Source organism: Roseivivax halodurans JCM 10272, assembly GCF_000521785.1.
GTDB lineage: Bacteria > Pseudomonadota > Alphaproteobacteria > Rhodobacterales > Rhodobacteraceae > Roseivivax > Roseivivax halodurans.
This window is the reverse complement of sequence record NZ_JALZ01000006.1, coordinates 99,147-121,271: the sequence shown is the minus strand read 5'-3', so window position 1 is coordinate 121,271 and position 22,125 is coordinate 99,147. Positions and strand designations below refer to the sequence as shown.

Here is a 22,125-nt window from a genome sequence, read left to right as displayed (position 1 = left end):
AAAGGGTCCCGGGATCATGCGCAACGCAACGGGATATGGGGTCGCGGGCAGGCTCAGCAAGGCGGTGCTGGTGCTTGCGGTGCTGGCAGGCACGGCACGGGCAGAGCCGCTCGAACTGGTCGCACTGGGGGATTCTCTCACGCAGGGCTACGGTCTGATGGAGGAGGACGGCTTCGTGCCGCAGCTCGAGGCGTGGCTTACGGAGCGCGGTCATGACGTGGACGTGATCAATGCCGGGGTTTCGGGCGACACGACGGCGGGGGGCCTGTCCCGGGCCGAATGGTCGCTGAACGACGAGACCGACGCCATGATCGTGGCGCTTGGCGGAAACGATCTGCTGCGCGGGATCGACCCTGCCGTGTCAAAGGAGAACCTCTCGGGGATACTCGATGTGGCTGCCGCGGAGGGCCTGCCGGTGCTGCTCGCCGGGCTGCCGGCGCCGGGAAATTTCGGGGCCGAGTTCAAGCGCGAGTTCGACGCCATGTACCCCGATCTGGCCGAGGCGTACGGCGTCAGCCTCTACCCCAATTTCCTCGCGGGGCTCGCCGACGGCGGGGACACGCCCGCGCGCATGACCCGGTTCATGCAATCCGACGGTATCCACCCCAACGCAGAAGGCGTTGCGCGCATCGTGGCGGATATCGGGCCCATGGTCGAAGAGCTGCTGAGAGAGGCGAGCGGCGGCACCGGGGCCGAGCCCGGATCCAACTGACATGCCGGGGCGGCTGTTCCTCACAGCGCCCCTGAGCGGTGCGGCGGGCGAAGTCGGGTTGCCGCCACCGAGTGCCGACGATCACGGGCGGGACGACATCAGGCCAGGCGAGGCTCTCTGGCTGGTGACGTCGGATGGCTGGCGCCAGATGCGCTGGGGCCTCATTCCGCAGGGGCGCAGGAACGCCCGCGGGCGGCCGGTGATGGAAACGCTGGTCAATGCACGGTCCGAGACCGTCTTCGACAAGACGGCCTTCGAGGGCGTTCGGCGCGCCGCCCTTCCCGTCACGGGCTGGTACGAATGGACGGGGCATGCGCGCCGCAAGACCCGCTGGACCATCTCGGACAGTGGCGGAGGTTGGCTCTGGTTCGCTTGCGTCTGGGATGTCTGGTCGGCGCCGGGTGGGACCGAAGTGGCGCAATTCGCCACCGTGACCTGTGCGCCGAACGAGGACGTGGCGCCGGTGCATGACCGAATGGGCGTGCTGCTGGAGCCGGCCGGTCTTTCCGATTGGCTGAACGGAGATGTCGCGACGGCGCGGACAAAGATGGTGCTCTGGCCGGCGGGACGGCTGGCGGTCGCCAAGTCGCCCGAGAGCTAGCCGACAAAGAAAACGGGCGCCCGAGGGGCGCCCGTCCATCACGCCTCGGTCCGTTCCGAAGCGATCAGGCGAGAGCCAGATCGACGGCGGACTCGCGGCCGTCACGGCCGGACTGGATCTCGAAGGTGACCTTCTGGTTGTCCTTCAGCTCGGTCAGGCCGGAGCGCTCGACCGCGGAGATGTGCACGAACACATCCTTGGAGCCGCCGTCGGGTGCGATGAAGCCGTAGCCTTTGGTGCTGTTGAACCATTTCACGGTGCCGGTGGCCATCGTGATAATCCTCTCAATTGGTGGCCTGACCGCGGTATTGCGTCAGGGTCGGCTCAGTATGGGTCGATCGAGAGACTGAGCCCCGAGAGAGGACAGGTCGATAACGGTAACTTAGCGTAGTTATCATGACGCTGAACACGGGTTCACGCAAGTACCATTCATGTGACCCGGAGATACGTTGCCCGGACCGACATGCGCGCCATCTGACAACGTCGGGTTCTGGCCCGGGTTTTGAAGGCACTGGAGATCGATATGCACGGCACGACGGATCATGTGCAAAGCAGTGACAACGACGCGATGCGCAAACGCTACGAGATGCTGAAGGCCCGTGTCGAGCACAAGCTCCGAATCGAGGAAGGTCAGGCCGAGGCCCTCCCGTTCCTGGCTCAGGCTTACGGGGACACACTAAAAAGCAGCTCCATGCTGACGCGCGCCACCGATATCGCTCAGAAGTTCTGCATTATCGCCGCCGGGGTGATCCCGATCCTGCTCTTTCTGAGGGTGGCGTTTTAGGGCCGGGTCAGTCCGCGAAGGCGAGATGCGTCTCGCTTTTGCGTCCCGGTCGGACCGTGCGCACGACACAGGTGATCGCGACGAGCAGGAGCGGGGTCCCGACATAGATCCCGAATGCCGTCCAAAGGCCTAGGCCCACGAGAAAATATCCGACCACCGACATGACGGCGCCCAAGATGCTGCCCAGTACGATCACGCCCACCATGTCCATTTCCCTCCGCCTGATCGGATGCTGCGCTGGACCGGTTAAGAATCGGTGCACACTATACGGTCGCGGACAAATGAGGCGAGATATGGGCGGGCCAGGGGCAATCCCCGGGCTCGCCGTTGCTTAATGTGGAAAAACCGCGTCTCGCCTCAGAGCACCGTGACCTTTGTCCCGATCGGCACCCGCTGATAGAGGTCGATGACGTGCTCGTTCAGCATCCGGATGCACCCGTTCGACACCGATCGCCCGATCGATTGCGGCTGGGTGGTGCCGTGGATCCGGTAGAACGTGTCGCGGCCGTTCTGAAAGAGATACAGCGCCCGCGCGCCGAGCGGGTTCTGCGGTCCGCCGGGTTGAACGTAATCATTGCCCGCAAAACGCCCGTAGGTCTGCGGTTCGCGCTCGATCATCTCCTGGGTCGGACGCCAGGTCGGCCATTCCTTCTTCACGCGGATGACCGCCTCGCCGGAGAATTCGAGACCTGCGCGACCGACCCCGACGCCGTAACGGAGCGCGGAGCCCTGCTGATCGACGAAGTAGAGGAAGTGGGCGCGCGGAAGGATCAGGATCTGCGGCGCCCCGAGGCTGGACTTGATCCGCACGCGCTGCGGCCGATAGATCGGCTCCAGCGTGAACCCCTGCTGCGCGATGGCCGGAGAAGCGAGCGCCGAGGCGGCCGCTGCGGTGACGAGGAAATGGCGTCGGGAGATCATGGCAGCACTCTTTTTGGTGTAACGGGACGACAATGGTCGAATCAGGGACCCGGAATCAACGCAGGCCGAACCGGTCGAACCCCGTGGCATGGCGCACCTGCCACAGAAACGCGCCACGCCTGTGACCGGTTTCTGCCTGACGTCTGGTCAGAAGATCGGCCGGAAGGGGGCGGTTTCGGGCCGACCCCCTTTGCATTCCGTCTATCGGATGACTACTTTCCCGGCTGTGCAAGACGCGTGCGAGGCGCGTGGCGCGATCCCGCGGGAGCACGACAACATATCCCGGGGCCGCCGATCCAAACCCACCCCGAATAGAATTGGACAGACCCATGACCGAAGTCAAAGCGGGTGACACCGTCCGCATCCATTATACCGGAACCCTCACCGACGGTTCGACCTTCGACTCGAGCGAAGGCCGTGATCCGCTGGAATTCACCGTCGGCTCCGGCCAGATCATCCCTGGGCTCGACAACGCGATGCCGGGCATGACGGTCGGCGACAAGAAATCCGTCGAGGTGCCCGCCGCAGAAGCCTATGGCGACCGCAACCCGGATGCCCTGCAGGCCGTGCCGCGCACCGAGATCCCCGAGGACATCCCGCTCGATCCGGGCACGCAGCTGCAGGTGCAGACGCCGAACGGCCAGACCGTACCGGTCGTGGTGACCGAAGTGACCGACAGCGAAGTGACGCTCGACGCGAACCACCCGCTCGCGGGCCGCGACCTAAAGTTCGACATCGAACTGGTCGAGATCAAAGCGGCCTGATCGATCCGTGAGCAGGCGCCGCCCCGCCATCGTCGTCACGCTGCTTGTCGTGACGCTACTCGTGGGGGCGGCGGCACTGAACGTCTTTCGCCGGCAGGCGGGTCTCGTACCCGAGGACACGCCTGCCGCGCGTTGGGAGATGCTGGCCCCTGCGGCGCGGCTCTCCCTCCCCTCCGGGGGTCCCCCCTACAAGACGGCGCTGCTGCTCTCCGGCTGTGACGGCGTGCGCGACAACATGGATCGTTGGGCCAAGGCGCTGAACGCGGCGGGCTGGGCCACGATGATCCTCGACAGCCATACCCCCAGAAAACTGGATGACGATCCCATGTGGCGGCTGGTGTGCAGCGGACAGCGCATGATCGGCGCCGAACGGGCAGGGGACATCGCCGTCGCGCTGGCCGAGATCGATGGCGATCCGCGCCTCGACGGTGAGCATCTGGCGCTTGTCGGAGCCTCGCATGGCGGCTGGGCCATCCTTGACTATCTGCGCCTCGCCGAGCTCGACCGGGTGCCGCCCGGGCTGACGCGCTGGCCCGAGGGCAGGGATCCCCTCGGCGGCATCACCGGCGCCGTGACGCTCTATCCCTATTGCGGATTGCTGTCCGAAGTCGCGGCCGAGGGTCTTGCGACTTCCGTGCCGACGCTGATGCTGCTGGCCCGCGACGATGCCATCGTCGACGAGACCGAATGCGAGGCTCTGGCCGAGGACGTTCCCGAGGCCGTCGAGGTCCATGTCTACGACGGCGCGACGCACGGCTTCGACCAGAAGGAACGCTCGTGGCTGAGCGATCTAGAGTTCAATGCGACGATCACCGAGGATGCGCTGGCCCGGGGGATTGCGCATCTCTCGGCGGATTGACTTCTACCGAACCCCGGCGAAACGCTCCTGCCACTCCTCCCGCTCGGCATCGGCGATCTTGCGGAAGGTCACGTCCGGAACGGTGAAGGCGTGTCCGGGGGCGAGACGCTGCAGGTCGGTCTCGAGATCCTGCGGCCATTCCGCCTCCTGCACGCCGAGCGCCTCGCGCAATTGCGCCGAGGCATCGGGAATGAAGGGCTGCGACAGCACCGCGTAGAGGCGGATGAGGTTCAGCCCGAGCCGGATCTGCATCGCGGCGGTGTCGGGATCCTCCTTGAAGGTCGCCCAGGGCGCGGCCTCCTGAAGGTATTCGTTGCCGGCGACCCAGATCGCACGAAGGGACGCGGCCGCCTTTCGGATCTCCATCGCCTCCATCTGCGCCTCGTACTCGGCGAGCTTGCCCTTCAGCTCTTCCACCAGAGCGCTCTCGCGCTCGCCCCACGCGCCGCCTTCGGGCACGACTTCGCCGAACTTGGAGCGGCAGAACTTGGTCACGCGGCTGGCAAAGTTGCCAAGCACGTCCGCGAGGTCCTTGTTCACGGAGGACTGGAAGTTCTCCCAGGTGAACTCGGCGTCGTTGCTCTCGGGTGCATGTGACAGCAGCCACCAGCGCCAGTAATCCGCGGGCAGGATCTCGAGCGCCTGATCCATGAAGACGCCCCGCCCGCGAGACGTCGAGAACTGGCCGCCCTCGTAATTGAGGTAGTTGAACGACTTGATGTAGTCGACGAGCTTCCACGGCTCGGCGCTCCCGAGGATCGTCGCGGGGAAGGACAGGGTGTGGAACGGCACGTTGTCCTTGCCCATGAACTGGGTGTAGCGCACGTCGTCCGCGCCCGCGTCGGTGCGCCACCAGCGCTGCCAGTCCGAGCCCTTGCCGGCCTCTTCCCATTCCTGCGCACAGGCGATGTACTCGATGGGCGCGTCGAACCAGACGTAGAAGACCTTGCCTTCCATGCCCGGCCAGTCCTCGTCGCCCTTCCGGACCGGAATGCCCCAGTCGAGATCCCGGGTGATGCCGCGGTCCTGCAGACCGTCGCCGTCGAAGAGCCATTTCTTGGCGATGGAGGTCGTGAGCACCGGCCAGTCCGCCTTGCTGTCGATCCACTCAGCCAAGCGATCGCGCATCTGCGACTGGCAGAGGAAAAGGTGCTTTGTCTCGCGCATCTCGAGATTGGTCGCGCCCGAGATCGTGGAGCGGGGATTAATCAGGTCCACGGGATCGAGCTGCTTGGTGCAATTGTCGCATTGGTCGCCGCGGGCGCTGTCGAAGCCGCAATTGGGGCAGGTGCCCTCGATGTAGCGATCGGGCAGGAAGCGCCCGTCCTCTGGCGAATACATCTGCGTCTCACTGACCTCGCGAATGAGGCCCGCCTCGTCGAGCTTCGCGGCGAAATGCTGGGTCAGCTTGTGGTTCTGCGGCGAAGAGGAGCGTCCGAAATGATCGAACGACAGACGGAAGCCGTTCGCGAGCTCCTCCTGAACCTTGTGCATCTCAGCGCAGTATTCGGCGACGGGCTTGCCAGCCTTCTTGGCGGCGAGCTCGGCCGGAGTGCCGTGCTCGTCGGTGGCGCAGAGGAACAGAACCTCGTGGCCGCGGGCGCGCAGGTAACGGGCATAGAGATCCGCGGGCAGCTGCGAGCCGACGAGGTTCCCCAGATGCTTGATGCCGTTGATGTAGGGAATGGCCGAGGTGATGAGGTGCCGTGCCATGTCGCTCCGCCGTCGTGTGGAAAGGTCGCGCCGTCCTTAGCGGATCGGTCCGGCAGGGGCCAGTGGGGCTATGAGAGGCGCGTTCCCGGATAGGCGCGGCGCGAGACCGAGGTGCAGAGCGCGGACCACGGGCAGCCCGTGCAGGCGGACCGTACGCGGCCTCTTGCAAAGCTGCGGCGAAGCCGCGCGAGTGTCGCGGCGTCGAGCGTGAAGGTTGCGCCGGGCACGATGGGGTGGCCGAGATGGCGCGTGCCGTCGCGGGCGGCGCGCCTGTCGCGGGTTCTGACGCGCGGCCCGTGGCAATGGGCCGAAGGATCGGAGCTTAGCGGGACGCAGATGTCGTCGGGGCCGGCTACGATCCGGACGGGTTCCCGGCGCGAGAGCCGTCCGACCACCCGGTCCATGTTCGCGGTGAAGGCGGGCGTGTAGCCCGCCCCCACATAGGTCAGCACGCACAGAAGGTGGTGGGGCCGGAGCCGGACGGTCACTCGGCGCGCTTGCCCGACATCTGCGCGATCTGGCGCAGCACCACCGCGCCGAGCGCGGATTTGAGGGCGAGGCCGACGAGGAACGGCGCGACTCCCGTGGCGATGGCGGTCTCGAAGCCGAAGAGCACGGTCAGCCACGCCGCGCCGAGCGTAAGGCATAGCACGTGGCCGATGCCCATTGCCGCAAGGGCGAGCAGCGGGCGACGGCCGTTCCAGCCACGTTCGGCGAGCCAACCGGTGAGGGCCGCGCAGATCGGGAAGGCGGCGAGATAGCCCGCGGTCGGGCCGACGAACGGCGCGGGGCCGCCCGCGCCGCCGGAGAGGACCGGCGCGCCCAGCATCGCTTCGCCGAGCCATGCGAGCACCGTGAGCGCGCCGAGCTTCCAGCCGTAGAGCGCGCCAAGCGTCATCACCGCGAAGGTCTGCATGGTCACGGGGACCGGGACCATCGGGACGGAGATCTGCGAGGCAACGGCGAGCGCGACGGTTCCGAAAAACACGGCAGCGATCTGCCAGTGCAGCGGGCGGCTTTCGAGGGCGAGAGGGGAACGGGCGAGGGCCATGCGGGCGTCTCCGTGATATTGGTGCTGAAAGTCTTTGCCGGAGAAGGACATATCGGTGCCTGGTGTTCAAGCCGGTACACCGCCGGGCTCGGGCTCGGGCACGGCCGCGGGATGTGCCACGCCCTCTCCGTCGATCCGCCAGGCGCGCGGCGGGGCCATGCGGGCGCGGAGCCGCTCGAGGCGCCAGCCCTCGGCGTCGCCGGCGTGATCGGGCTCCATCCGCGTGCGGGTCTCGACGCCGGGCGCGCCGCCCGCGCCGGGGGTGAGGATCACGCCGAGGGGGCGCAGCCCGTGCGCGGCCGCTCCGGCCTCGGCGGCGAGCTGCAGGCGGCGGATTGGGGTCAGGCCCGGCGGCTCGGTCAGTTCGGCCACGGCGAGCGGGGCGACCCCGGCGCGCAGGCTTTCCTCCAGCGCCCAGAGCAGATCCTCGGTGCGGCGGGCCGTGACGAAAAGCACCCGCCCGGGATCGCAGAGCACCGCCGCCCCGTCGGGGTTGAGCGGATCGCGCGCATGGGCCGGGGCGATCCAGAGGATCGTGCCTTCGGTCGCGGCGGCGAGGCGCAGCGCGAGGGTCCGGCGCGCCCGGCCGCAGATCTCGTGCACTCGGGCGAGGGGGAACGCCACCTCGCTCCAGAGCGTGAGGGCGGGCGGCGCGTCGTGATGTCGGCGGGCGAGTCGGGGCAGGGACATGGCGGAACGATACTTGGTTCTCTTTATGTTCTCAATCCGGACATGGACACCGAGGGTCTTTGCGTCCGGCCGGCAGCTTCCCCGTGAGAGCCGCCGGCGCGCTCAGCGTTCCTTGACGTAGGGCTCCCCGCCCGCCCGCGGCGGGATCGCCTTGCCGACAAACCCGGCAAGGATCACCACGGTCAGGATGTAGGGCAGGGCGTCCATCACCTGCACCGGGATGGTGATCCCGCCGAGGTCGATGTTCTGGTAGCGGAGCGCCACCGCCTGCAGGAGGCCGAAGAGCAGGCAGGCGCCGAGCGCATGCCACGGCCGCCACTTGGCGAAGATGAGCGCCGCGAGGGCGATGTAGCCCCGGCCCGCGGTCATGTCCTTGACGAAGCCCGCCTGAAGGCCGGTGGCGAGGTAGGAACCCGCGATCCCGCAGAGGAGCCCGCAGATCGCCACCGCGGCGTAGCGCAGCCCGACGACCGAGACGCCCGCCGTGTCGACCGCCTCGGGCGACTCGCCGACCGCACGCAGGCGCAGGCCGAACCGCGTCCGGAAGAGCACCCACCAGGTCAGCGGCACCATCAGGAAGCCCACGTAAACGAGGAGCGAATGGCCCGAGATGAGCTGGGCGTAAAGCGGACCGATCACCGGAACGCCCGACAGAGTGTCCGCGAAGGGGAGCGTGATGTTGCCCCAGCGGCCGCCGCCGATCAGCGACGGCGTGCGCCCGCCCTGACCGAACCAGTCCTGCGCGATGAGAACTGTCAGACCGGCAGCCAGGAAGTTGATCGCGACGCCCGAGATCAGCTGATTGCCGCGGAACGTGATCGAGGCGAGCCCGTGCACGAGGCTCAGCAGCACGGCGGAGACGATGCCTGCACCAAGTCCAAGCCACACCGACCCCGTCATTGCGGCGATCGCGGCCGAGAAGAAGGCGGCGATCAGCATCTTGCCCTCGAGGCCGATATCGATGACGCCAGAGCGCTCGGAAAAGAGCCCCGCGAGACAGGCGAGGAGGAGCGGCGTCGCGAGCCGCACCGTGGAGTCGAGCACCTGAAGGAGGGTGTTGTAATCCATCTCGGGTCCGTCCTCGGGCTTATTCGGCAGGCGTCTTGCGGGCGGCGCGGCGGCGGGCAGCGAAGACCCGCTCGAGCGGCATCCGCACCATGTTGTCGAGGGCGCCGGTGAAGAGGATCACCAGCGCCTGGATCACCACGATCAGCTCCCGCGGAATGTTGGTCCAGAGCGCCAGCTCCGCGCCGCCCTGATAGAGGAACCCGAAGAGGATCGCGGCGAGGAAGACCCCGATCGGGTGATTGCGCCCCATCAGCGCCACGGCGATGCCGATGAAGCCCGCGCCCTCGGTCGCGTTCATCACGAGCCGCTCGGCCTCGCCCATCGCGGTGTTGACGCCCATGAGGCCTGCGAGCGCGCCCGATATGAGCATGGCGATAACGATGGTCCGCACGGGCGAGATGCCGGCATATCTGGCGGCGCTTTCGGAATGGCCGAGGGCGCGGATCTCGTATCCGAGCCGGGTGCGCCAGATCAGGGCCCAGACGACGAGGCAGGCCGCGATGGCCAGGAAGAACGTCACGTTGCCCGGAGAGCCGCGGAAGAGCGGCATCGCCTCGGTCGCGAACATGTCCTGGAAGGTCGGCAGATGCGTCGCGGCGGGGAAGATCGCGGTCGCCGGATCCTGCTGACCCTCGGGCTTCATCACGTTGACAAGCAGGTAGTTCAGAAGCGCCGCGGCGATGAAGTTGAACATGATCGTCGTGATCACGATGTGACTGCCGCGCTTGGCCTGCAGGTAGGCGGGAATGAACGCCCAGACCGCGCCGAAGAGCGCAGCCGCGACCGATGCCGCGACGAGAGCGAGCGACCAGTGCGGCCAGGGCAGGTAGAGGCAGACGAGCGCGACGCCCAAGCCCCCGATCATCGCCTGCCCCTCGCCGCCGATGTTGAAGAGCTTGGCGTGGAAGGCGACCGACACCGCGAGCCCGGTGAAGATGAAGTTCGTCGCGTAGTAGAGCGTGTAGCCCCATCCGGCGGACCGCAGGAGCGCGCCTTCGACCATGAGCTTCAGCGCCTCGATCGGGTTCTCGCCGATCCCGAGAATGACAAGCGCCGACAGGAGGGCCGCGAGCAGGAGCGAGATGAGGGGCACGAGCACCGCGTCGGCCCAGGCGGGCATCCTATCCATGACGGGCAGCCTCCCGGTGATCTTTTTGGTCCATGGCAGCGTCCACGGCCTCGTAGGCATCCCCGCCCGGATCCTCGGTGATCCCGGCCATCAGGAGGCCGAGCTCGCGCTGGTCGGTCTCTCCGGCGTCGCGCACACCCATGATCCTGCCGTCGAACATGACCGCGATGCGGTCCGAGAGCGCGAAGATCTCGTCGAGCTCCACCGACACCAGCAGGATCGCCTTGCCCATGTCGCGCAGCCGCACGATCTGCTCGTGAATGAACTCGATCGCTCCGATATCGACGCCGCGGGTCGGCTGGCCGATAAGAAGAACATCCGGGTTCCGCTCGATCTCGCGCGCGAGGACGATCTTCTGCTGGTTGCCACCCGAGAAGTTCTTGGCGGCCAGCGACGGGTCGGGTGGCCGCACGTCGAACCGCTCCATCTTGGCGGCGGCTTCCTTGCGGATCGCGGCGTTGTCCATCAGAAGTCCCGATCCGGTCTCGGGCCCGTGGTGATAGCCGAAGACCGTGTTCTCCCACGCGGAGTAGGGCATGATGAGCCCCTCGCGCTGGCGGTCCTCGGGGACGTGTCCGATGCCTGCGGCCCGACGCGCCATGCCGTCGCAGCCACGGCCGGAGAGCGGGATCTCCCTGCCGTTCACCCGCACGGTTCCGGTCGCGTCGGCATAGCCCCCGAGCACGTTCAGAAGTTCGGACTGACCGTTGCCCGCGACACCCGCGAGGCCGACGATCTCGCCGGCACGCACCTCGAGAGAGATGTTGCGCAGCTTCTCGACGCCCTGTCCGTCCAAGTGGCGAAGGTTCTCGATCTCGAGCAGGGCCTCTTTCGGTTTGGCCGGCGCCTTGTCGACCCGCAGGAGCACCTTGCGGCCCACCATGAGCTCGGCAAGCTCTTCGGGGCTCGTCTCGGCGGTCTTCACGGTCGCCGTCATCTCGCCGCGGCGCATGACCGAAACCGTGTCGGTGATCTCCATGATCTCGCGCAGCTTGTGCGTGATGAGGATGATCGTCTTCCCCTCGGCGCGCAGGTTGTCGAGGATGCGGAAGAGGTGGTCGGCCTCGGCGGGCGTCAGAACGCCCGTCGGCTCGTCGAGGATCAGGATATCCGCCTGCCGGTAGAGCGCCTTGAGGATCTCGACCCGCTGCTGGTGGCCGACCGACAGATGCTGGACCTGGGTGTCGGGATCGACGGACAGCTCGTATTCCTCGGCGAGCTGCTTCAGCACGCCCCGCGCCTTCGAGAGCGACGGTTTCAGGAGCCCGCCATCCTCGGCCCCGAGGATCACGTTCTCGAGCACTGTGAAGTTCTGCACCAGCTTGAAGTGCTGGAAGACCATGCCGATGCCTGCGCGGATCGCCGCCTGGCTGTCGGGGATCACGGTCTTCTCGCCCTTCACCCAGATCTCGCCCGCATCGGCCGAGTAGAACCCGTAGAGAATCGACATCAAGGTGGACTTGCCGGCCCCGTTCTCGCCGATGATGCCGTGGATCGTGCCCGGCATCACGCGGATCGAGATGTCCTTGTTCGCCTGGACCGGTCCGAAGGACTTGGAGATGCCCTTGAGTTCGATGGCGGGGGCGGTGTCGGTCATGCGCGGGCCCTGCGTGGCGTATACGGGCAAGGGCCGCGAAATCCGCGGCCCTTGTCAATCATGGCTGATCCGGTGCGATCAGAACGACAGTGCGGGGCAGCTGTCGTCCGAGCGGTAATCGTGCACTTCGATCTCGCCGTCGATGATCTTCTGGCGCGCCTCGTCGACGGCGGCCTGCATCTCTTCGGTGATGAGCTCGCGGTTGTTGTCGTCGAGAGCGTAGCCCACGCCGTTGTCCTCGAGCGCCAGCGTCTCCACGCCGGTCTCGAGATCCGCGCCCGCCTGCATCGCGTCATAGGTCGCCACGTCCACCCGCTTGAGCATGGAGGTCAGGACCTGGCCGGGATGCAGGTAGTTCTGGTTGCTGTCGACGCCGATCGACAGGATGTCCTTGTCGGCGGCGGTCTGCAGGACGCCGATGCCGGTACCTCCCGCAGCCGCGAAGACGACGTCGGATCCCTGGCTGATCTGCGCATTGGTGAGCTCGGAGCCCTTCACCGGGTCGTTCCACGCCGCGGGCGTGGTGCCGGTCATGTTCGCGATCACCTCGATGTCGTCGCTCACGGCCTTGGCGCCCTGAGCGTAGCCGCAGGCGAAGGCGCGGATCAGCGGGATGTCCATGCCGCCGACAAAGGACACGGTGTTCGTCTCGGAGGCCATCGCCGCGAGCATGCCGACGAGATAGGAGCCCTGTTCCTCGGCGAAGAGGATCGACTTCACGTTCGGATGCTCCTCGGGATCGACGTAGCCGTCGATCGTCACGAACTTCGTGTCGGGGTAGTCGCCGGCCACGTTGTCGATCGGGGTCGACATCGAGAAGCCGGTGGTGATGATCGGGTTGAAGCCGGCCTCGGCGAACCGGCGCAGGGCCTGCTCGCGCTGCGCTTCGGACTGGAGCTCGATGTCGCGGTAGGAGCCGCCGGTTTCCTCGGCCCAACGCTCGGCGCCGTTGAAGGCCGCCTCGTTGAAGGATTTGTCGAACTTGCCGCCGAGGTCGTAGATCAGCGCCGGGTCTGCGAGCGCGGCACCGGACGTCAGCGCCAGCGCTGCCGTGGCGCCGAGAAGGGATTTCATCATCGTCATCGAGGGCTCCCTGGCCTTGGAAGTGTCGCGGCGCGGGTCATGGCCGGCCGCCAGTCTTGGATCGAGCGATCTGGCGGCAATTTAGGCCGCAGGGGGTCAAGAGGGTCAACCGCTTTTTCCCCCACAGACCCTCCCGGCCCGCTCACGATCCATTGTGACCTTTCGTCATTGTGCGCGACATGAGCAGCGCCGCGGCCGCCGGCCCGTCCCGGCGCGGGTAATAGCCCGCCCGCCGAGCGGTCTCCTCATAGCCGTGCCGGGTGTAGAGAGCGCGTGCGGAAAGGTTGTCCTCGGCCACGTCGAGGACCGTGCGGACCACCCCGCCTGACCAGGTATCGGCGTGGAAGTCGCCCAGAAGGCGGGAGGCGATGCCCTGCCGTTGCGCCGAAGGATCGACGGCCAGGGCGAGGATCTCCGCCTCGTCGGCGATGACCTGCGCGATCAGAAAACCGTTCTCGGCGGTGTAGATGCGCGTGACCTTGCGGCCGGCGAGGTCCTCGATGTCGGACGCTCTCCACGGCGTCTGGTGCTCGTAGGCGCGGGCCATGAGCCCGGCCATCGCCTCAGGCGTCATCGAGGATGACCGGTGGCGCGTCCCGCGCCGGAGCCGCATCCGCCGGCCGGGCATAGAGCGGTGCGGGAGGCGGTCCCGGCACCCGGTCGCGGGCGAGAGTCGCGATGGAGACGGCCAGCGCGCCGCAGGCGGGCGGCCAGGAGGCGTTCGTGGGCACCTCGGTGCGCGGGCTGAGGGTGATGCGCCCTTCGGCGTCCCGCAGATATGCCTGCTCGCGCGGGGCAGGGACCGCTGGGCAGGGCCCGCCGATTGCGTCGTGGGTGGAGATGCCGATCGCCGGGATGCCGAGCGACATCGCAAGCCCGCGCGCCGCGGCGACGGAAATGCGGATGCCGGTGAAGTTTCCCGGGCCGATGCCGACGCCGACCCGCGCGAGGTCGCGCCAAGTGAGACCCGCTTCGGCCAGGATGTCCTCGATGAGCGGGATCAGTCGTTCGGCCTGTCCCCGCGCCATTCCCTCTCCGCGGACCGAAAGAACCAGGTCGCCACACAGCAAAGCGGCCGCGCAATGCGCGGCCGATGTGTCGAAGCCGAGGACGATGGGGTCAGACGCCAACCGGCCGGACCTCCGTCACTTCCGGAATGTAATGCCGCAGCAGGTTCTCGATGCCCATCTTCAGAGTGAGCGTCGAAGACGGGCAGCCGGCGCAGGCGCCCTGCATGTGGAGGTAGACGACACCCCGCTCGAAGCCGTGGAAGGTGATGTCGCCGCCGTCCTGAGCAACCGCCGGACGCACGCGGGTGTCGAGCAGTTCCTTGATCTGGCCGACGATCTCGCCGTCCTCGCCGGTATGCTCGGCATGGCCGTCACCGGCGGCCTCCATCGCGCCGTCCGCCATGACCGGCTGGCCGGACTGGAAGTGCTCCATGATCGCGCCGAGGATCGCGGGCTTCACGTGGTCCCAGTCGGTTTCTTCCGCCTTGGTCACGGTGACGAAATCGTTGCCGAGGAAGACGCCGCGCACGCCGTTCACCGAGAAGAGGCGCTGAGCGAGCGGCGAGGATCCCGCGCCCTCGGCCGAGGGGAAGTCCGCGGTGCCCGCTTCGAGCACCGTCTGGCCCGGCAGGAACTTGAGCGTCGCCGGGTTGGGGGTCGATTCGGTCTGGATGAACATGGGCAGGCCCCTTTCGTGGTTGACCGGAATATGCGCATGCCGCCGCACAGGGTCAAGGTTTGGAACAATTCTAAACTTTGACCGCGGCCCAGAGTGGGCCTTCGGCGCGATCCGCTTTTCGCCCGATGGTTGGCTCAGGTGATCGCTTCGAGGCGTTCCTTCGAGAGGTCGCCGGGCACCACGGTGATGGGGATCGGAAGGTTGCCGGCGATGCGCGTGAGCTGCGTCACCAGCGGGCCGGGGCCCTGCTTGTCGGTACCGGCCCCGAGAACCAGAACGCCGATATCGGGATCCTCGTCCACCTGCGCGATGATCTGGGTCACCGGATCGCCTTCGCGGATCACCAGCTCGGGGTCGACCTTCTGCCGGTCCCGCATCCACTTGGCGAAGACCTCGAAATGCGCGGTGATGCGCTCGCGGCTCTCCTCTCGCATGATCTCGCCGACGCCGACCCAATGGTTGAACTCGTCGGGCGGGATGACGGACAGGACGGCCACGCCGCCGCCGGTCTTGGACGCCCGCATCGCGGCAAACCGCATCGCGTTGAGGCATTCGCGGCTGTCGTCGAGGACGACAAGGAACTTGCGCATGATGGTTCTCCTCGGGGCGGGATCATGGCGCAGGGGGCGGATCCAGGCAACCGCCGACGAGCGCAGCGAAGTTTGCCCGCTCTAGACCGTCTGCGAGGCCGCCCAGTCCCAGTAGATCTCACGCGCACGCCGGGTGATGGGGCCGAACTGGTAATAGGTGTCTTCGAACTGGCCGACCGGCGTCACCTTGTTGAGGTTGCCGGTGAGGAAGATCTCGTCGGCTTCCTGGAAGTCGCGGAAGGTCAGGACCGTCTCGACCACCTCGAAGCCGTCGGCGCGCAGGTTCTCGATGTGACGCGCCCGCGTGATCCCGGCAAGGAAGGTTCCGTTCGGGATAGGGGTGAAGACGACGCCGTCGCGGACCATGAAGACGTTCGACGTCGCGGTTTCGGCCACGTTGCCCATGGCGTCGGCGACGAGCGCGTTCTCGAAGCCGCGCAGCCCCACGTCGCGCAGCATCCGCGCGTTGTTGGCGTAAAGCGCTCCGGCCTTGGCGTTCACCACGTTGTCCTCGAGCACCGGACGGCGGAAGCGCGTGCGGCCGAGCGAGACAAGGTGCTCGTCGGGCAGCATCGGGAACTCCTCGAGGCAGAGCGCGAAGCCGGTATGGCTCTCGCCGATCTTGGGCATGATCGCGGAAGGCTCGCTGTCCGTGGACCAGTACATCGGCCGGACGTAGACAGGCGCGGATTTCGGGAACATCCGCAGGCCCTCGCAGGCGATCTGGAAGATCTCCTCGCCGCTCATGGTGGGGGCGATCATCAACGCCTCTGCCGAGCGGTTGGTGCGGGCGCAGTGGCGGTCAAGATCCGGGGCCACGCCGTCGATGAACCGCGCGCCGTCGAAGACCGTCGAGCCGAGCCACGCCCCGTGATCCGCCGCGCGCATGACGGGCACATCCCCCTCGTGCCATTCGCCTTCGAAATACGTGCGGATGTTGCGCCCGGTCGCCATGGTCTGCCCTCGTCTCTGGTGCGGGCGCGACGCTAGTCCCGGGCGCCGCAAAGGTCCACCCGGGTCAGGCGGCCTAGGCCAGAAGCGCCTCGAGGTCGAGCGGGGCGTTGATGATCGCGAGATTTCCTGCCCCGTCGCGAGGCCACTCCGCCTCGGCACGGTCGCGGTAGATCTCGATCCCGTTGCCGTCGGGATCCGAAAAATAGACCGCCTCGGACACGCCGTGATCCGCCGCGCCCTCGATCTCGACCCCGGCCGCGATCGCCTGTTTCAGCGCCGCGCCCAGCGAGGCTCGGTCCGGGAAAAGGAACGCAGTGTGGAACAGCCCCGGGTGACCTGTCGGAGCCGGCGGTGCACCCTCGCTGCCCCAGGTGTTGAGCCCGATGTGATGGTGATAGCCGCCCGCAGAGAGGAACGCGGCCTTGGAGCCGTAACGCTGCATGAGCGTCAGGCCGAGGACGTCGCGGTAGAACGCGATCGAGCGTTCCAGATCCGAGACGCGCAGGTGGACGTGCCCGATCCTCATGTCGGGTGGGGCTTTGGTGGTCATGATGTCGATCCCGTGTGGACGTGTTCCTCAAGAATAGGTCTGCGCCCCGTCTCGCGAAATTGTCGAAAGAGGACCGGCGTTGTGCGCAGGCGCACCGAACGTCAGACGTAGGGGGCGACCAGAGGTCGAAGCGCGACGCGGGCCCCGAGCCGTGCCGAAAGAAGGTAAATTCCCGCCACCTTGCGCTGGAGGAACAGCGCGTCCGTCGGCGGCACCGGCACGATCTCGCGGTCGCGTCCGAGCGCGATCCCGGCCTCGGTGAGGCGCCTCGGCAGGTCCGAGGCCCCAAAGTCGAAGGGGGACGTCTGACGGAGCGGGGCAAAGCACATCTCCATCATTTCGAGCAGCACCGAGAGGCGCGCAGGCGGGAGGTCCGAGTTCAGGTAGCCGATCCGTGTCGCGGCCTCCTGCATGGCGCACCGATCCTCGGCAAGGCCTGCGCGCAGCAGGGCTCGGAAATCCTCGACCAGAGGCTCCGGATAGCTTCGGGTCGCGCCGAAATCGAGCAGGACGATCCGGCCTTCGGTCTCGTCGTAGCGGTAATTGGCAAAGTTAGGATCGGTCTGGATCAGGCGGAACTCGAAGAGCTCGCGCAGCAGGAGCGCGATGAGCCGTTCGGCGATCCCGTCGCGCAACTTCTGCGGTGCGGAGGTCATCCGCTCGACCGGGATGCCGGGCATGAACTCCATCGCGAGGACGTCGCGGGTGCAGAGCTCCGGATGAGGGCGGGGCACGGCGAAATGGGCGTCGCCCTCGAGAAGGTCCGCAAAGCGCGTCATCGACTCCGCTTCGGCGGCATAATCCGCTTCCTCGTGAAGCTGGCTCCGCGCGTCCTCGAGAAGCGGCGCGAGGTCGAGGCCGCGGGGCACCAAGCCCGACCACCGGATGACGGCACCGAGATTGGCGATGTCGCTGTCGATGCTCTCGCGCACGCCCGGATATTGCACCTTGATCGCCAGCTCCGCCCCGTCCTTCGTCACCGCGCGATGAACCTGCCCGATCGAGGCGGCGGCGATGGGCGTGACGTCGAATTTCCGGAACCGTTTAAGGAAATCCCGCCCCAGATTGTCCGCGAGCACTTTCTTCAGCTGCGGGCCGGGCATCGCATGCGCCTCGGAGCGGAGGCTCGCGAGGATCTCCGAAAGCTCTGGGGCAAGGTACTCGCCCGCTTCCATGGAGATGAGCTGGCCGAGCTTCATAGCGGCGCCGCGCATCCGCGCGAGTTCGACCGTCACGCGGGCGGCGTTGGCCGGTGTCAGCATCAGCCGCTCGAAATCGGGACGCCGTCCGCGTGCGAGTTCCCCGGCTCCGACCCAGGCGGCGCGGCCCACGAGGCCCCCGGTCAGCCCGCCGATGCGCACGAGACGGCCGAGGCGTCGCGAGGGCACCGGCAGAGGGCGGGAGAGATAACGGTCGCGGTCGGACATTCGGGCGCTCCGGGAGCGGGCGGGACGCAGGGTAGCTAGGCCGTGCGCCCGTGCTGGCCATCCGGCCGGCCGCCTTGTAGTCAGGCGCGACAAAGAGCCCCGGAGGTGCCGCGTGCCCAGCCATCACAATGCCAGCCCGGTGAACCCGATCCCTCCCGCGATCCCTGCGCTCTTCGGCGTGATGGCGGTCGCGGAGCTGACCTTCTCGCTCGGCGCTCGCGGACTTGCCGGCGGACCGGAAGCGATCGGCTGGCGGGTTGCCGCGATCGAGCGCTTCGCGTTCTCGGGCGAGATCCTCGGCTGGATGGCGCAGACAAGGAGCTTTCCCCCAGAGCACGTGATGCGGCTCGTGACCTATCCCTTCGTCAACGGCGCCTTCACCTCGACGCTTTTTGCCTGCGTGATGCTGCTCGCCCTCGGCAAGATGGTGGCGGAGGCGCTTGGACAGGGCCGTACGCTTGGCATCTTCTTCGGCTCGGCGGCGGGCGGCGCGCTGATCTATGCGGCTCTGGGCATCGGCACGCCGCTCTACGGAGGCTTTCCCCCGGTCTACGGGCTCATCGGAGCGTTCACCTATCTCGCCTGGATCCGTGCCAAGCGGCTCGGCGAGGCGCAGCTGCGCGCATTCTCGCTGATCGGCGTCCTGCTCGGGCTGCAGCTCGTCTTCGGCCTGCTCTTCGGCGGGGGCCCGTGGTGGGTGGCCGAGGTCGGCGGATTCGTCTGCGGGTTCGGACTGACGATGCTCATGGTGCCGGGCGGAACGCGGCGGTTGATCGCACGTATCCGGCGCTGAGGCTTCAGAACATCTCGTCGGGCAGTATGGGAAGGTGCCGCGAGAAGCGGCGCGCCCGGCCGAGCGGGTAGGGCATCGCAAAACCGATCCGCTTCTCCGGCGCGAGATCGGCATTGGCCTGAGCGGCATGCGTCCACGTCTCGGCCCGGGCGGAATCCTCTTCGCCGAGCCGCGAGCCGATCCATTTCGATGCGAGCCGCAGGCGCAGGTCGCGCGCGCGTTTCTCGTCGCGGAAGAGGATCGACGCTTCGGTGTCCCAGCGCATCGAGCGGCCGTTGAGATTGGCCGATCCGACGATCCCGAAGACGTCGTCGATCAGCGTCACCTTGGCGTGCACGTAGATCGGCCCTGCTCCGCCGAGCGCACGCGAGAAGCCTTCGGTCGCCGCCTGCTTCTGGCCGGGCGAGATCAGGGCAGCGCGGCTGCCGAACGCCTTGCGGATGTCGGTCAGGGCCAGCGTCTGCAGCGCGTGGGCATGGCGGGCATCCCAGCTCTTCGCGCCCCCGAAGAGGATGCGCTCGGGCTCGGGCGGGAGGAGGAGGATGAATTGCAGATCCGGCTCCCTCCGCGCGGCGGCGCATAGCGCGTCCGAGATCGGACGGTGGCGCAGGAACTGGCTCTCCATGTAGATGAGCTTCTTCGCCTGCCCGATGGCGGCGATGGTTTCCTCTTCATGCTCAACCTTGTCGGGCTTCGGGCCGAAGCTGAACGGGCCGTTGCTCGGCTTGGACATGGTGCGGATGAAGCGCAGATCGTGCGTTCCCTCCACCCGCGCCGGCTCTTTCATCGGCTCCGCCGGGTCGGCCATCGACGTCGCCTCGTCGCGCAACGCCGCCGCCCAGGTTTCCACGAAATGCGCGCGCGCCGCCTGGGCGATCTCGCCCTCAGCATAGAGGCTCACGTCATGCCAGGTCTCTTCCGACGGCTGCTCGTGATCGTTGTCGTCCCAGCGCCGCTCGTTGACGTCGAGCCCGCCGGTGATCGTGCGCGCGCCGTCGACCACCGCCACCTTCTGGTGGAGGGAAACGGGACGGAGATAGGGACGCTCCTTGAGCACCTTGCGCTGGATCGGGGTCAGCTTGTCCTTGGTCTTTTCCTTCAGCTTCTTGAGCTTTTCCACGACCTTGAGAAACAGCGCCCGGCGCCAGATCCATCCGACCTCCTGCCCGTGCGGTGCGAGCAGGATCTGAACGTCCCCGGACACATGCTCGGCAAAGCAGCTTGCCGAAAGATAGGACAGCTCGTGCAGGTCGTCGGCGAAGAGCGGATCGAAATCGGTGATGATCATCCTCAGGCTGACGCCGCGGTTCGTCACCGAGTCGAGCAGGTCGAGCCACGTGTCGAGGCCCTGCTCACGCAGTTCGGGCGCGCGCAGCTTGGTGTCGGGCTCGAACACCCGGTACGAGAGGAGGACCTCGCGCTTGGCGCCCGCTACCATCCGCTCGAGAGCCGGATAGATTTCGGCGGCGGTGATGTAGGCAGTGAGCTTGGCAGCGTCAGCCGCGCTTGCGCCGGAAGGCGTCTCGGAATTCCGAGAGCCGGAAGGCTCCGATAGCGTGTCCGACGGCTGCATATATCACGACCCCGATGGTAATCAGCACGATTAGGGCGACGTAACGCACGCCGCCCCTCTCCAGTAAAGGGTCGAGTGCGATCATCGTTCCCCAGAGTGCCACGCCCATCACGGTCGAGGCGGCCGCCACGCGCCAGACGCGGGTCCGGAATCGGGTGTCGAAGCGGGCGACGGGGCCGAGGCGACGGCCCCCGATGGCCAGGAGGATCACCAGCACCCAGCCGGCCGCCGTCGTCGCGATGGCGGGGGCGATCCAGCCGAGCACCGGTGCAAGACCGACGGCAAGGGCGGCGTTCACGATCATCGATACGACCGCGTAGCGGAACGGCGTTTTCGTGTCCTCGCGCGCAAAGAACAGCGGCTGGAGGACCTTCTGCAGCACGAAGGCGGGTAGGCCGAGCCCGTAGATCGCGACGGCGAGCGCGATCGCCTGCGCGTCCGACGCTGAAGTCGCACCACGTTCGAAGAGGACGCTGACGACCGGGAGCGGCACAACGATGAGCGCGACGGCCGCGGGCAGGGTCAGAGCGAGGGATATCTCGCCCGCACGCGAGAAGGCCGCCTTGCCCCCTTCGTGATCTTCCGCCTTCAGGCGTCGCGAGAGGTCGGGAAGCAGGACGATGCCCACGGCGATGCCGACGACGCCGAGCGGCAGCTGGTAGAGCCGGTCGGCGGCATAGAGCCAGCCCACCGCCTTGTCGAAATTGGAGGCGACCTGCTGGCCGACGAGGAGGTTGATCTGCATGACCCCACCCGCGAGCGCGGCGGGCACCGCAACGCGCGTGAGATGCTTCATCTCGGGCGACCAGCGGGGGCGGCGTGGCCGGAGCGAGATGTCCGCCCGCTCGGCCGCGATCCAGACGAGCGCCAGCTGCGCGACGCCCGCGAGCGGTATAGTCCAGACAAGAACCGTGACGACCTGGCCGCCGAGATATTCCGCGGCGATCATGGCGCCTATCACCATGACGTTCAGAAGGACGGGGGCTGCCGCCGCAGCGGCGAACCGGCCCGACGCGTTCAGCGCGCCCGAGAGCAGCGCCGCGATCGAGATGAAGAAGATATAGGGAAAGACGATGCGTCCATAAGCGACCGTCATGTCGAACCGCTCGTCCCCGGCAAAGCCCTCGGCCGTCGCCCAGACCAGCGCGGGCATGAAGACGAGCGCGAGGCCGGTGAGGATCAGGAGCACGAAGGCGAGGCCGGAGAGCGCCTCGGAGCCGAAGCCGAGCGGGTCGTCATCCGCTTCGAGGCGCTTCGAGAACATCGGCACGAAGGCGGCGTTGAACGCACCCTCGGCGAAGAACCGGCGGAACATGTTGGGCAGGCGGAATGCCGCGACGAAGGCATCCATCACCGGGCCCGGACCGATCAGGGCGAGGATGACGATCTCTCGAACGAGCCCGAGCACGCGCGAGAGGAGTGTCCAGACGCCCACGGTGAGAACGCCGGTCAGAAGTCGGATGGGTCGCATGCTCGATGGCCTCTGCCCGCAGATCGGGCGTTGTTTTCCCGTCGCTTATCCCAATATGCGGGGGCGGGGAAAGAGCGCGCTTGCGCAGGCCGTGCCATTGCCCGCC

Annotated in this window: 26 protein-coding genes; 6 read left to right on the top strand and 20 right to left on the bottom strand. The window is 67.2% G+C overall.

Translation table 11 applies throughout. The features are described 5' to 3' along the window. The first annotated feature begins 16 nt into the window (after positions 1-16). Both OCH239_RS07850 and OCH239_RS07845 read left to right on the top strand, forming a co-directional pair. Positions 17-712, top strand: coding sequence for an arylesterase (locus OCH239_RS07850; RefSeq protein ID WP_037260711.1), 696 nt, complete (start codon positions 17-19; stop codon positions 710-712). A gap of 1 nt (position 713) precedes the next feature. Further along, positions 714-1,313, top strand: coding sequence for an SOS response-associated peptidase (locus OCH239_RS07845; RefSeq protein ID WP_037260708.1), 600 nt, complete (start codon positions 714-716; stop codon positions 1,311-1,313). Between the two features lie 64 nt (positions 1,314-1,377). On the opposite strand, the gene OCH239_RS07840 is transcribed toward OCH239_RS07845, so the two are convergent. Beyond that, entirely contained in the window at positions 1,378-1,584 is a 207-nt protein-coding gene (locus tag OCH239_RS07840) for a cold-shock protein (RefSeq protein WP_037260706.1), read from the bottom strand. A 252-nt stretch (positions 1,585-1,836) separates the two neighbouring features. Between OCH239_RS07840 and OCH239_RS07835 the strand changes: the two genes are divergently transcribed. Next, positions 1,837-2,097 carry a hypothetical protein gene (locus OCH239_RS07835; RefSeq protein ID WP_037260705.1) on the top strand — a complete coding sequence of 87 codons (261 nt, stop codon included), beginning with the start codon at positions 1,837-1,839 and terminating at the stop codon, positions 2,095-2,097. 7 nt (positions 2,098-2,104) lie between these two features. On the opposite strand, the gene OCH239_RS07830 is transcribed toward OCH239_RS07835, so the two are convergent. Continuing rightward, positions 2,105-2,308, bottom strand: coding sequence for a hypothetical protein (locus tag OCH239_RS07830; RefSeq protein ID WP_037260703.1), 204 nt, complete (start codon positions 2,306-2,308; stop codon positions 2,105-2,107). A 146-nt stretch (positions 2,309-2,454) separates the two neighbouring features. Then, positions 2,455-3,018 (bottom strand): L,D-transpeptidase, encoded by a 564-nt coding sequence (locus OCH239_RS07825; RefSeq protein ID WP_037260701.1) that lies wholly within the window; start codon positions 3,016-3,018, stop codon positions 2,455-2,457. A 329-nt stretch (positions 3,019-3,347) separates the two neighbouring features. Here OCH239_RS07825 and OCH239_RS07820 point away from each other — a divergent pair, with 329 nt between their 5' ends. Both OCH239_RS07820 and OCH239_RS07815 read left to right on the top strand, forming a co-directional pair. Continuing rightward, positions 3,348-3,782, top strand: coding sequence for an FKBP-type peptidyl-prolyl cis-trans isomerase (locus tag OCH239_RS07820; RefSeq protein ID WP_037260700.1), 435 nt, complete (start codon positions 3,348-3,350; stop codon positions 3,780-3,782). 7 nt (positions 3,783-3,789) lie between these two features. Next, positions 3,790-4,641 (top strand): dienelactone hydrolase family protein, encoded by an 852-nt coding sequence (locus tag OCH239_RS07815; RefSeq protein WP_037260698.1) that lies wholly within the window; start codon positions 3,790-3,792, stop codon positions 4,639-4,641. A 3-nt stretch (positions 4,642-4,644) separates the two neighbouring features. Here OCH239_RS07815 and metG read toward each other — a convergent pair whose 3' ends face one another. The 15 genes from metG to OCH239_RS07740 all read right to left on the bottom strand — a co-directional run bounded on the left by metG (position 4,645) and on the right by OCH239_RS07740 (position 18,182). Further along, on the bottom strand, positions 4,645-6,354 hold the full coding sequence (gene metG, locus OCH239_RS07810) for a methionine--tRNA ligase (RefSeq protein WP_037260696.1): 1,710 nt from the start codon (positions 6,352-6,354) through the stop codon (positions 4,645-4,647). A 68-nt stretch (positions 6,355-6,422) separates the two neighbouring features. Then, positions 6,423-6,842: a DUF1284 domain-containing protein gene (locus OCH239_RS07805; protein ID WP_037260694.1), complete on the bottom strand. Its 420-nt coding sequence runs from the start codon at positions 6,840-6,842 to the stop codon at positions 6,423-6,425. Beyond that, positions 6,839-7,405 carry a biotin transporter BioY gene (locus tag OCH239_RS07800; protein ID WP_037260692.1) on the bottom strand — a complete coding sequence of 189 codons (567 nt, stop codon included), beginning with the start codon at positions 7,403-7,405 and terminating at the stop codon, positions 6,839-6,841. Before OCH239_RS07800 ends, OCH239_RS07805 begins: the two co-directional genes overlap by 4 nt. Before the next feature lie 66 nt (positions 7,406-7,471). Continuing rightward, positions 7,472-8,095, bottom strand: a complete 624-nt coding sequence (locus OCH239_RS07795; RefSeq protein WP_037260691.1) for an ImuA family protein — start codon at positions 8,093-8,095, stop codon at positions 7,472-7,474. 102 nt (positions 8,096-8,197) lie between these two features. Continuing rightward, entirely contained in the window at positions 8,198-9,163 is a 966-nt protein-coding gene (locus OCH239_RS07790; protein WP_037260689.1) for an ABC transporter permease, read from the bottom strand. 19 nt (positions 9,164-9,182) lie between these two features. Beyond that, on the bottom strand, positions 9,183-10,292 hold the full coding sequence (locus OCH239_RS07785; RefSeq protein ID WP_037260686.1) for an ABC transporter permease: 1,110 nt from the start codon (positions 10,290-10,292) through the stop codon (positions 9,183-9,185). After that, the gene (locus OCH239_RS07780; RefSeq protein ID WP_037260685.1) at positions 10,285-11,889 is read right to left on the bottom strand and encodes an ABC transporter ATP-binding protein; all 1,605 of its coding nucleotides are present in this window, start codon (positions 11,887-11,889) and stop codon (positions 10,285-10,287) included. Before OCH239_RS07780 ends, OCH239_RS07785 begins: the two co-directional genes overlap by 8 nt. 78 nt (positions 11,890-11,967) lie before the next feature. Beyond that, positions 11,968-12,972: a BMP family lipoprotein gene (locus tag OCH239_RS07775; RefSeq protein ID WP_037260683.1), complete on the bottom strand. Its 1,005-nt coding sequence runs from the start codon at positions 12,970-12,972 to the stop codon at positions 11,968-11,970. Positions 12,973-13,114: 142 nt separating this feature from the next. Next, complete coding sequence (locus OCH239_RS07770; protein WP_037260681.1) at positions 13,115-13,546, bottom strand: GNAT family N-acetyltransferase; 432 nt, start codon at positions 13,544-13,546, stop codon at positions 13,115-13,117. Next, positions 13,536-14,102 carry a tRNA (adenosine(37)-N6)-threonylcarbamoyltransferase complex dimerization subunit type 1 TsaB gene (gene tsaB / locus OCH239_RS07765; RefSeq protein ID WP_037260678.1) on the bottom strand — a complete coding sequence of 189 codons (567 nt, stop codon included), beginning with the start codon at positions 14,100-14,102 and terminating at the stop codon, positions 13,536-13,538. Before tsaB ends, OCH239_RS07770 begins: the two co-directional genes overlap by 11 nt. Beyond that, entirely contained in the window at positions 14,092-14,661 is a 570-nt protein-coding gene (locus tag OCH239_RS07760; protein WP_037260675.1) for a NifU family protein, read from the bottom strand. Before OCH239_RS07760 ends, tsaB begins: the two co-directional genes overlap by 11 nt. 134 nt (positions 14,662-14,795) lie before the next feature. Beyond that, on the bottom strand, positions 14,796-15,251 hold the full coding sequence (locus OCH239_RS07755) for a universal stress protein (protein WP_037260672.1): 456 nt from the start codon (positions 15,249-15,251) through the stop codon (positions 14,796-14,798). 81 nt (positions 15,252-15,332) lie between these two features. Then, complete coding sequence (locus OCH239_RS07750; RefSeq protein ID WP_037260669.1) at positions 15,333-16,205, bottom strand: branched-chain amino acid aminotransferase; 873 nt, start codon at positions 16,203-16,205, stop codon at positions 15,333-15,335. A gap of 73 nt (positions 16,206-16,278) precedes the next feature. Next, the gene (locus tag OCH239_RS07745) at positions 16,279-16,755 is read right to left on the bottom strand and encodes a VOC family protein (RefSeq protein WP_037260666.1); all 477 of its coding nucleotides are present in this window, start codon (positions 16,753-16,755) and stop codon (positions 16,279-16,281) included. 101 nt (positions 16,756-16,856) lie between these two features. Then, positions 16,857-18,182: an ABC1 kinase family protein gene (locus OCH239_RS07740; protein ID WP_037260663.1), complete on the bottom strand. Its 1,326-nt coding sequence runs from the start codon at positions 18,180-18,182 to the stop codon at positions 16,857-16,859. A 112-nt stretch (positions 18,183-18,294) separates the two neighbouring features. On the opposite strand from OCH239_RS07740, the gene OCH239_RS07735 reads away from it, so the two are divergent. Then, on the top strand, positions 18,295-18,975 hold the full coding sequence (locus OCH239_RS07735) for a rhomboid family intramembrane serine protease (protein ID WP_037260661.1): 681 nt from the start codon (positions 18,295-18,297) through the stop codon (positions 18,973-18,975). A 4-nt stretch (positions 18,976-18,979) separates the two neighbouring features. Here the strand turns inward: OCH239_RS07735 and OCH239_RS07730 are convergent, their stop codons facing one another. Beyond that, positions 18,980-20,548, bottom strand: a complete 1,569-nt coding sequence (locus tag OCH239_RS07730) for a phospholipase D family protein (protein ID WP_084782266.1) — start codon at positions 20,546-20,548, stop codon at positions 18,980-18,982. Continuing rightward, positions 20,472-22,019 carry a murein biosynthesis integral membrane protein MurJ gene (gene murJ / locus OCH239_RS07725; protein ID WP_037260660.1) on the bottom strand — a complete coding sequence of 516 codons (1,548 nt, stop codon included), beginning with the start codon at positions 22,017-22,019 and terminating at the stop codon, positions 20,472-20,474. Before murJ ends, OCH239_RS07730 begins: the two co-directional genes overlap by 77 nt. Between the last annotated feature and the right edge of the window lie 106 nt (positions 22,020-22,125).

Bases quoted from the DNA above. Each gene is read 5' to 3' on its own strand.
- OCH239_RS07730 (WP_084782266.1), bottom strand. From the start codon at position 20,548: ATGCAGCCGTCGGACACGCTATCGGAGCCTTCCGGCTCTCGGAATTCC.
- OCH239_RS07780 (WP_037260685.1), bottom strand. From the start codon at position 11,889: ATGACCGACACCGCCCCCGCCATCGAACTCAAGGGCATCTCCAAGTCC.
- OCH239_RS07760 (WP_037260675.1), bottom strand. From the start codon at position 14,661: ATGTTCATCCAGACCGAATCGACCCCCAACCCGGCGACGCTCAAGTTC.
- OCH239_RS07775 (WP_037260683.1), bottom strand. From the start codon at position 12,972: ATGACGATGATGAAATCCCTTCTCGGCGCCACGGCAGCGCTGGCGCTG.
- OCH239_RS07825 (WP_037260701.1), bottom strand. From the start codon at position 3,018: ATGATCTCCCGACGCCATTTCCTCGTCACCGCAGCGGCCGCCTCGGCG.
- OCH239_RS07755 (WP_037260672.1), bottom strand. From the start codon at position 15,251: ATGCGCAAGTTCCTTGTCGTCCTCGACGACAGCCGCGAATGCCTCAAC.
- murJ (WP_037260660.1), bottom strand. From the start codon at position 22,019: ATGCGACCCATCCGACTTCTGACCGGCGTTCTCACCGTGGGCGTCTGG.
- OCH239_RS07840 (WP_037260706.1), bottom strand. From the start codon at position 1,584: ATGGCCACCGGCACCGTGAAATGGTTCAACAGCACCAAAGGCTACGGC.
- OCH239_RS07830 (WP_037260703.1), bottom strand. From the start codon at position 2,308: ATGGACATGGTGGGCGTGATCGTACTGGGCAGCATCTTGGGCGCCGTC.
- OCH239_RS07740 (WP_037260663.1), bottom strand. From the start codon at position 18,182: ATGTCCGACCGCGACCGTTATCTCTCCCGCCCTCTGCCGGTGCCCTCG.
- metG (WP_037260696.1), bottom strand. From the start codon at position 6,354: ATGGCACGGCACCTCATCACCTCGGCCATTCCCTACATCAACGGCATC.
- OCH239_RS07845 (WP_037260708.1), top strand. From the start codon at position 714: ATGCCGGGGCGGCTGTTCCTCACAGCGCCCCTGAGCGGTGCGGCGGGC.
- OCH239_RS07820 (WP_037260700.1), top strand. From the start codon at position 3,348: ATGACCGAAGTCAAAGCGGGTGACACCGTCCGCATCCATTATACCGGA.
- OCH239_RS07745 (WP_037260666.1), bottom strand. From the start codon at position 16,755: ATGACCACCAAAGCCCCACCCGACATGAGGATCGGGCACGTCCACCTG.
- OCH239_RS07800 (WP_037260692.1), bottom strand. From the start codon at position 7,405: ATGGCCCTCGCCCGTTCCCCTCTCGCCCTCGAAAGCCGCCCGCTGCAC.
- OCH239_RS07785 (WP_037260686.1), bottom strand. From the start codon at position 10,292: ATGGATAGGATGCCCGCCTGGGCCGACGCGGTGCTCGTGCCCCTCATC.
- OCH239_RS07795 (WP_037260691.1), bottom strand. From the start codon at position 8,095: ATGTCCCTGCCCCGACTCGCCCGCCGACATCACGACGCGCCGCCCGCC.
- OCH239_RS07770 (WP_037260681.1), bottom strand. From the start codon at position 13,546: ATGACGCCTGAGGCGATGGCCGGGCTCATGGCCCGCGCCTACGAGCAC.
- OCH239_RS07750 (WP_037260669.1), bottom strand. From the start codon at position 16,205: ATGGCGACCGGGCGCAACATCCGCACGTATTTCGAAGGCGAATGGCAC.
- OCH239_RS07790 (WP_037260689.1), bottom strand. From the start codon at position 9,163: ATGGATTACAACACCCTCCTTCAGGTGCTCGACTCCACGGTGCGGCTC.
- OCH239_RS07850 (WP_037260711.1), top strand. From the start codon at position 17: ATGCGCAACGCAACGGGATATGGGGTCGCGGGCAGGCTCAGCAAGGCG.
- OCH239_RS07835 (WP_037260705.1), top strand. From the start codon at position 1,837: ATGCACGGCACGACGGATCATGTGCAAAGCAGTGACAACGACGCGATG.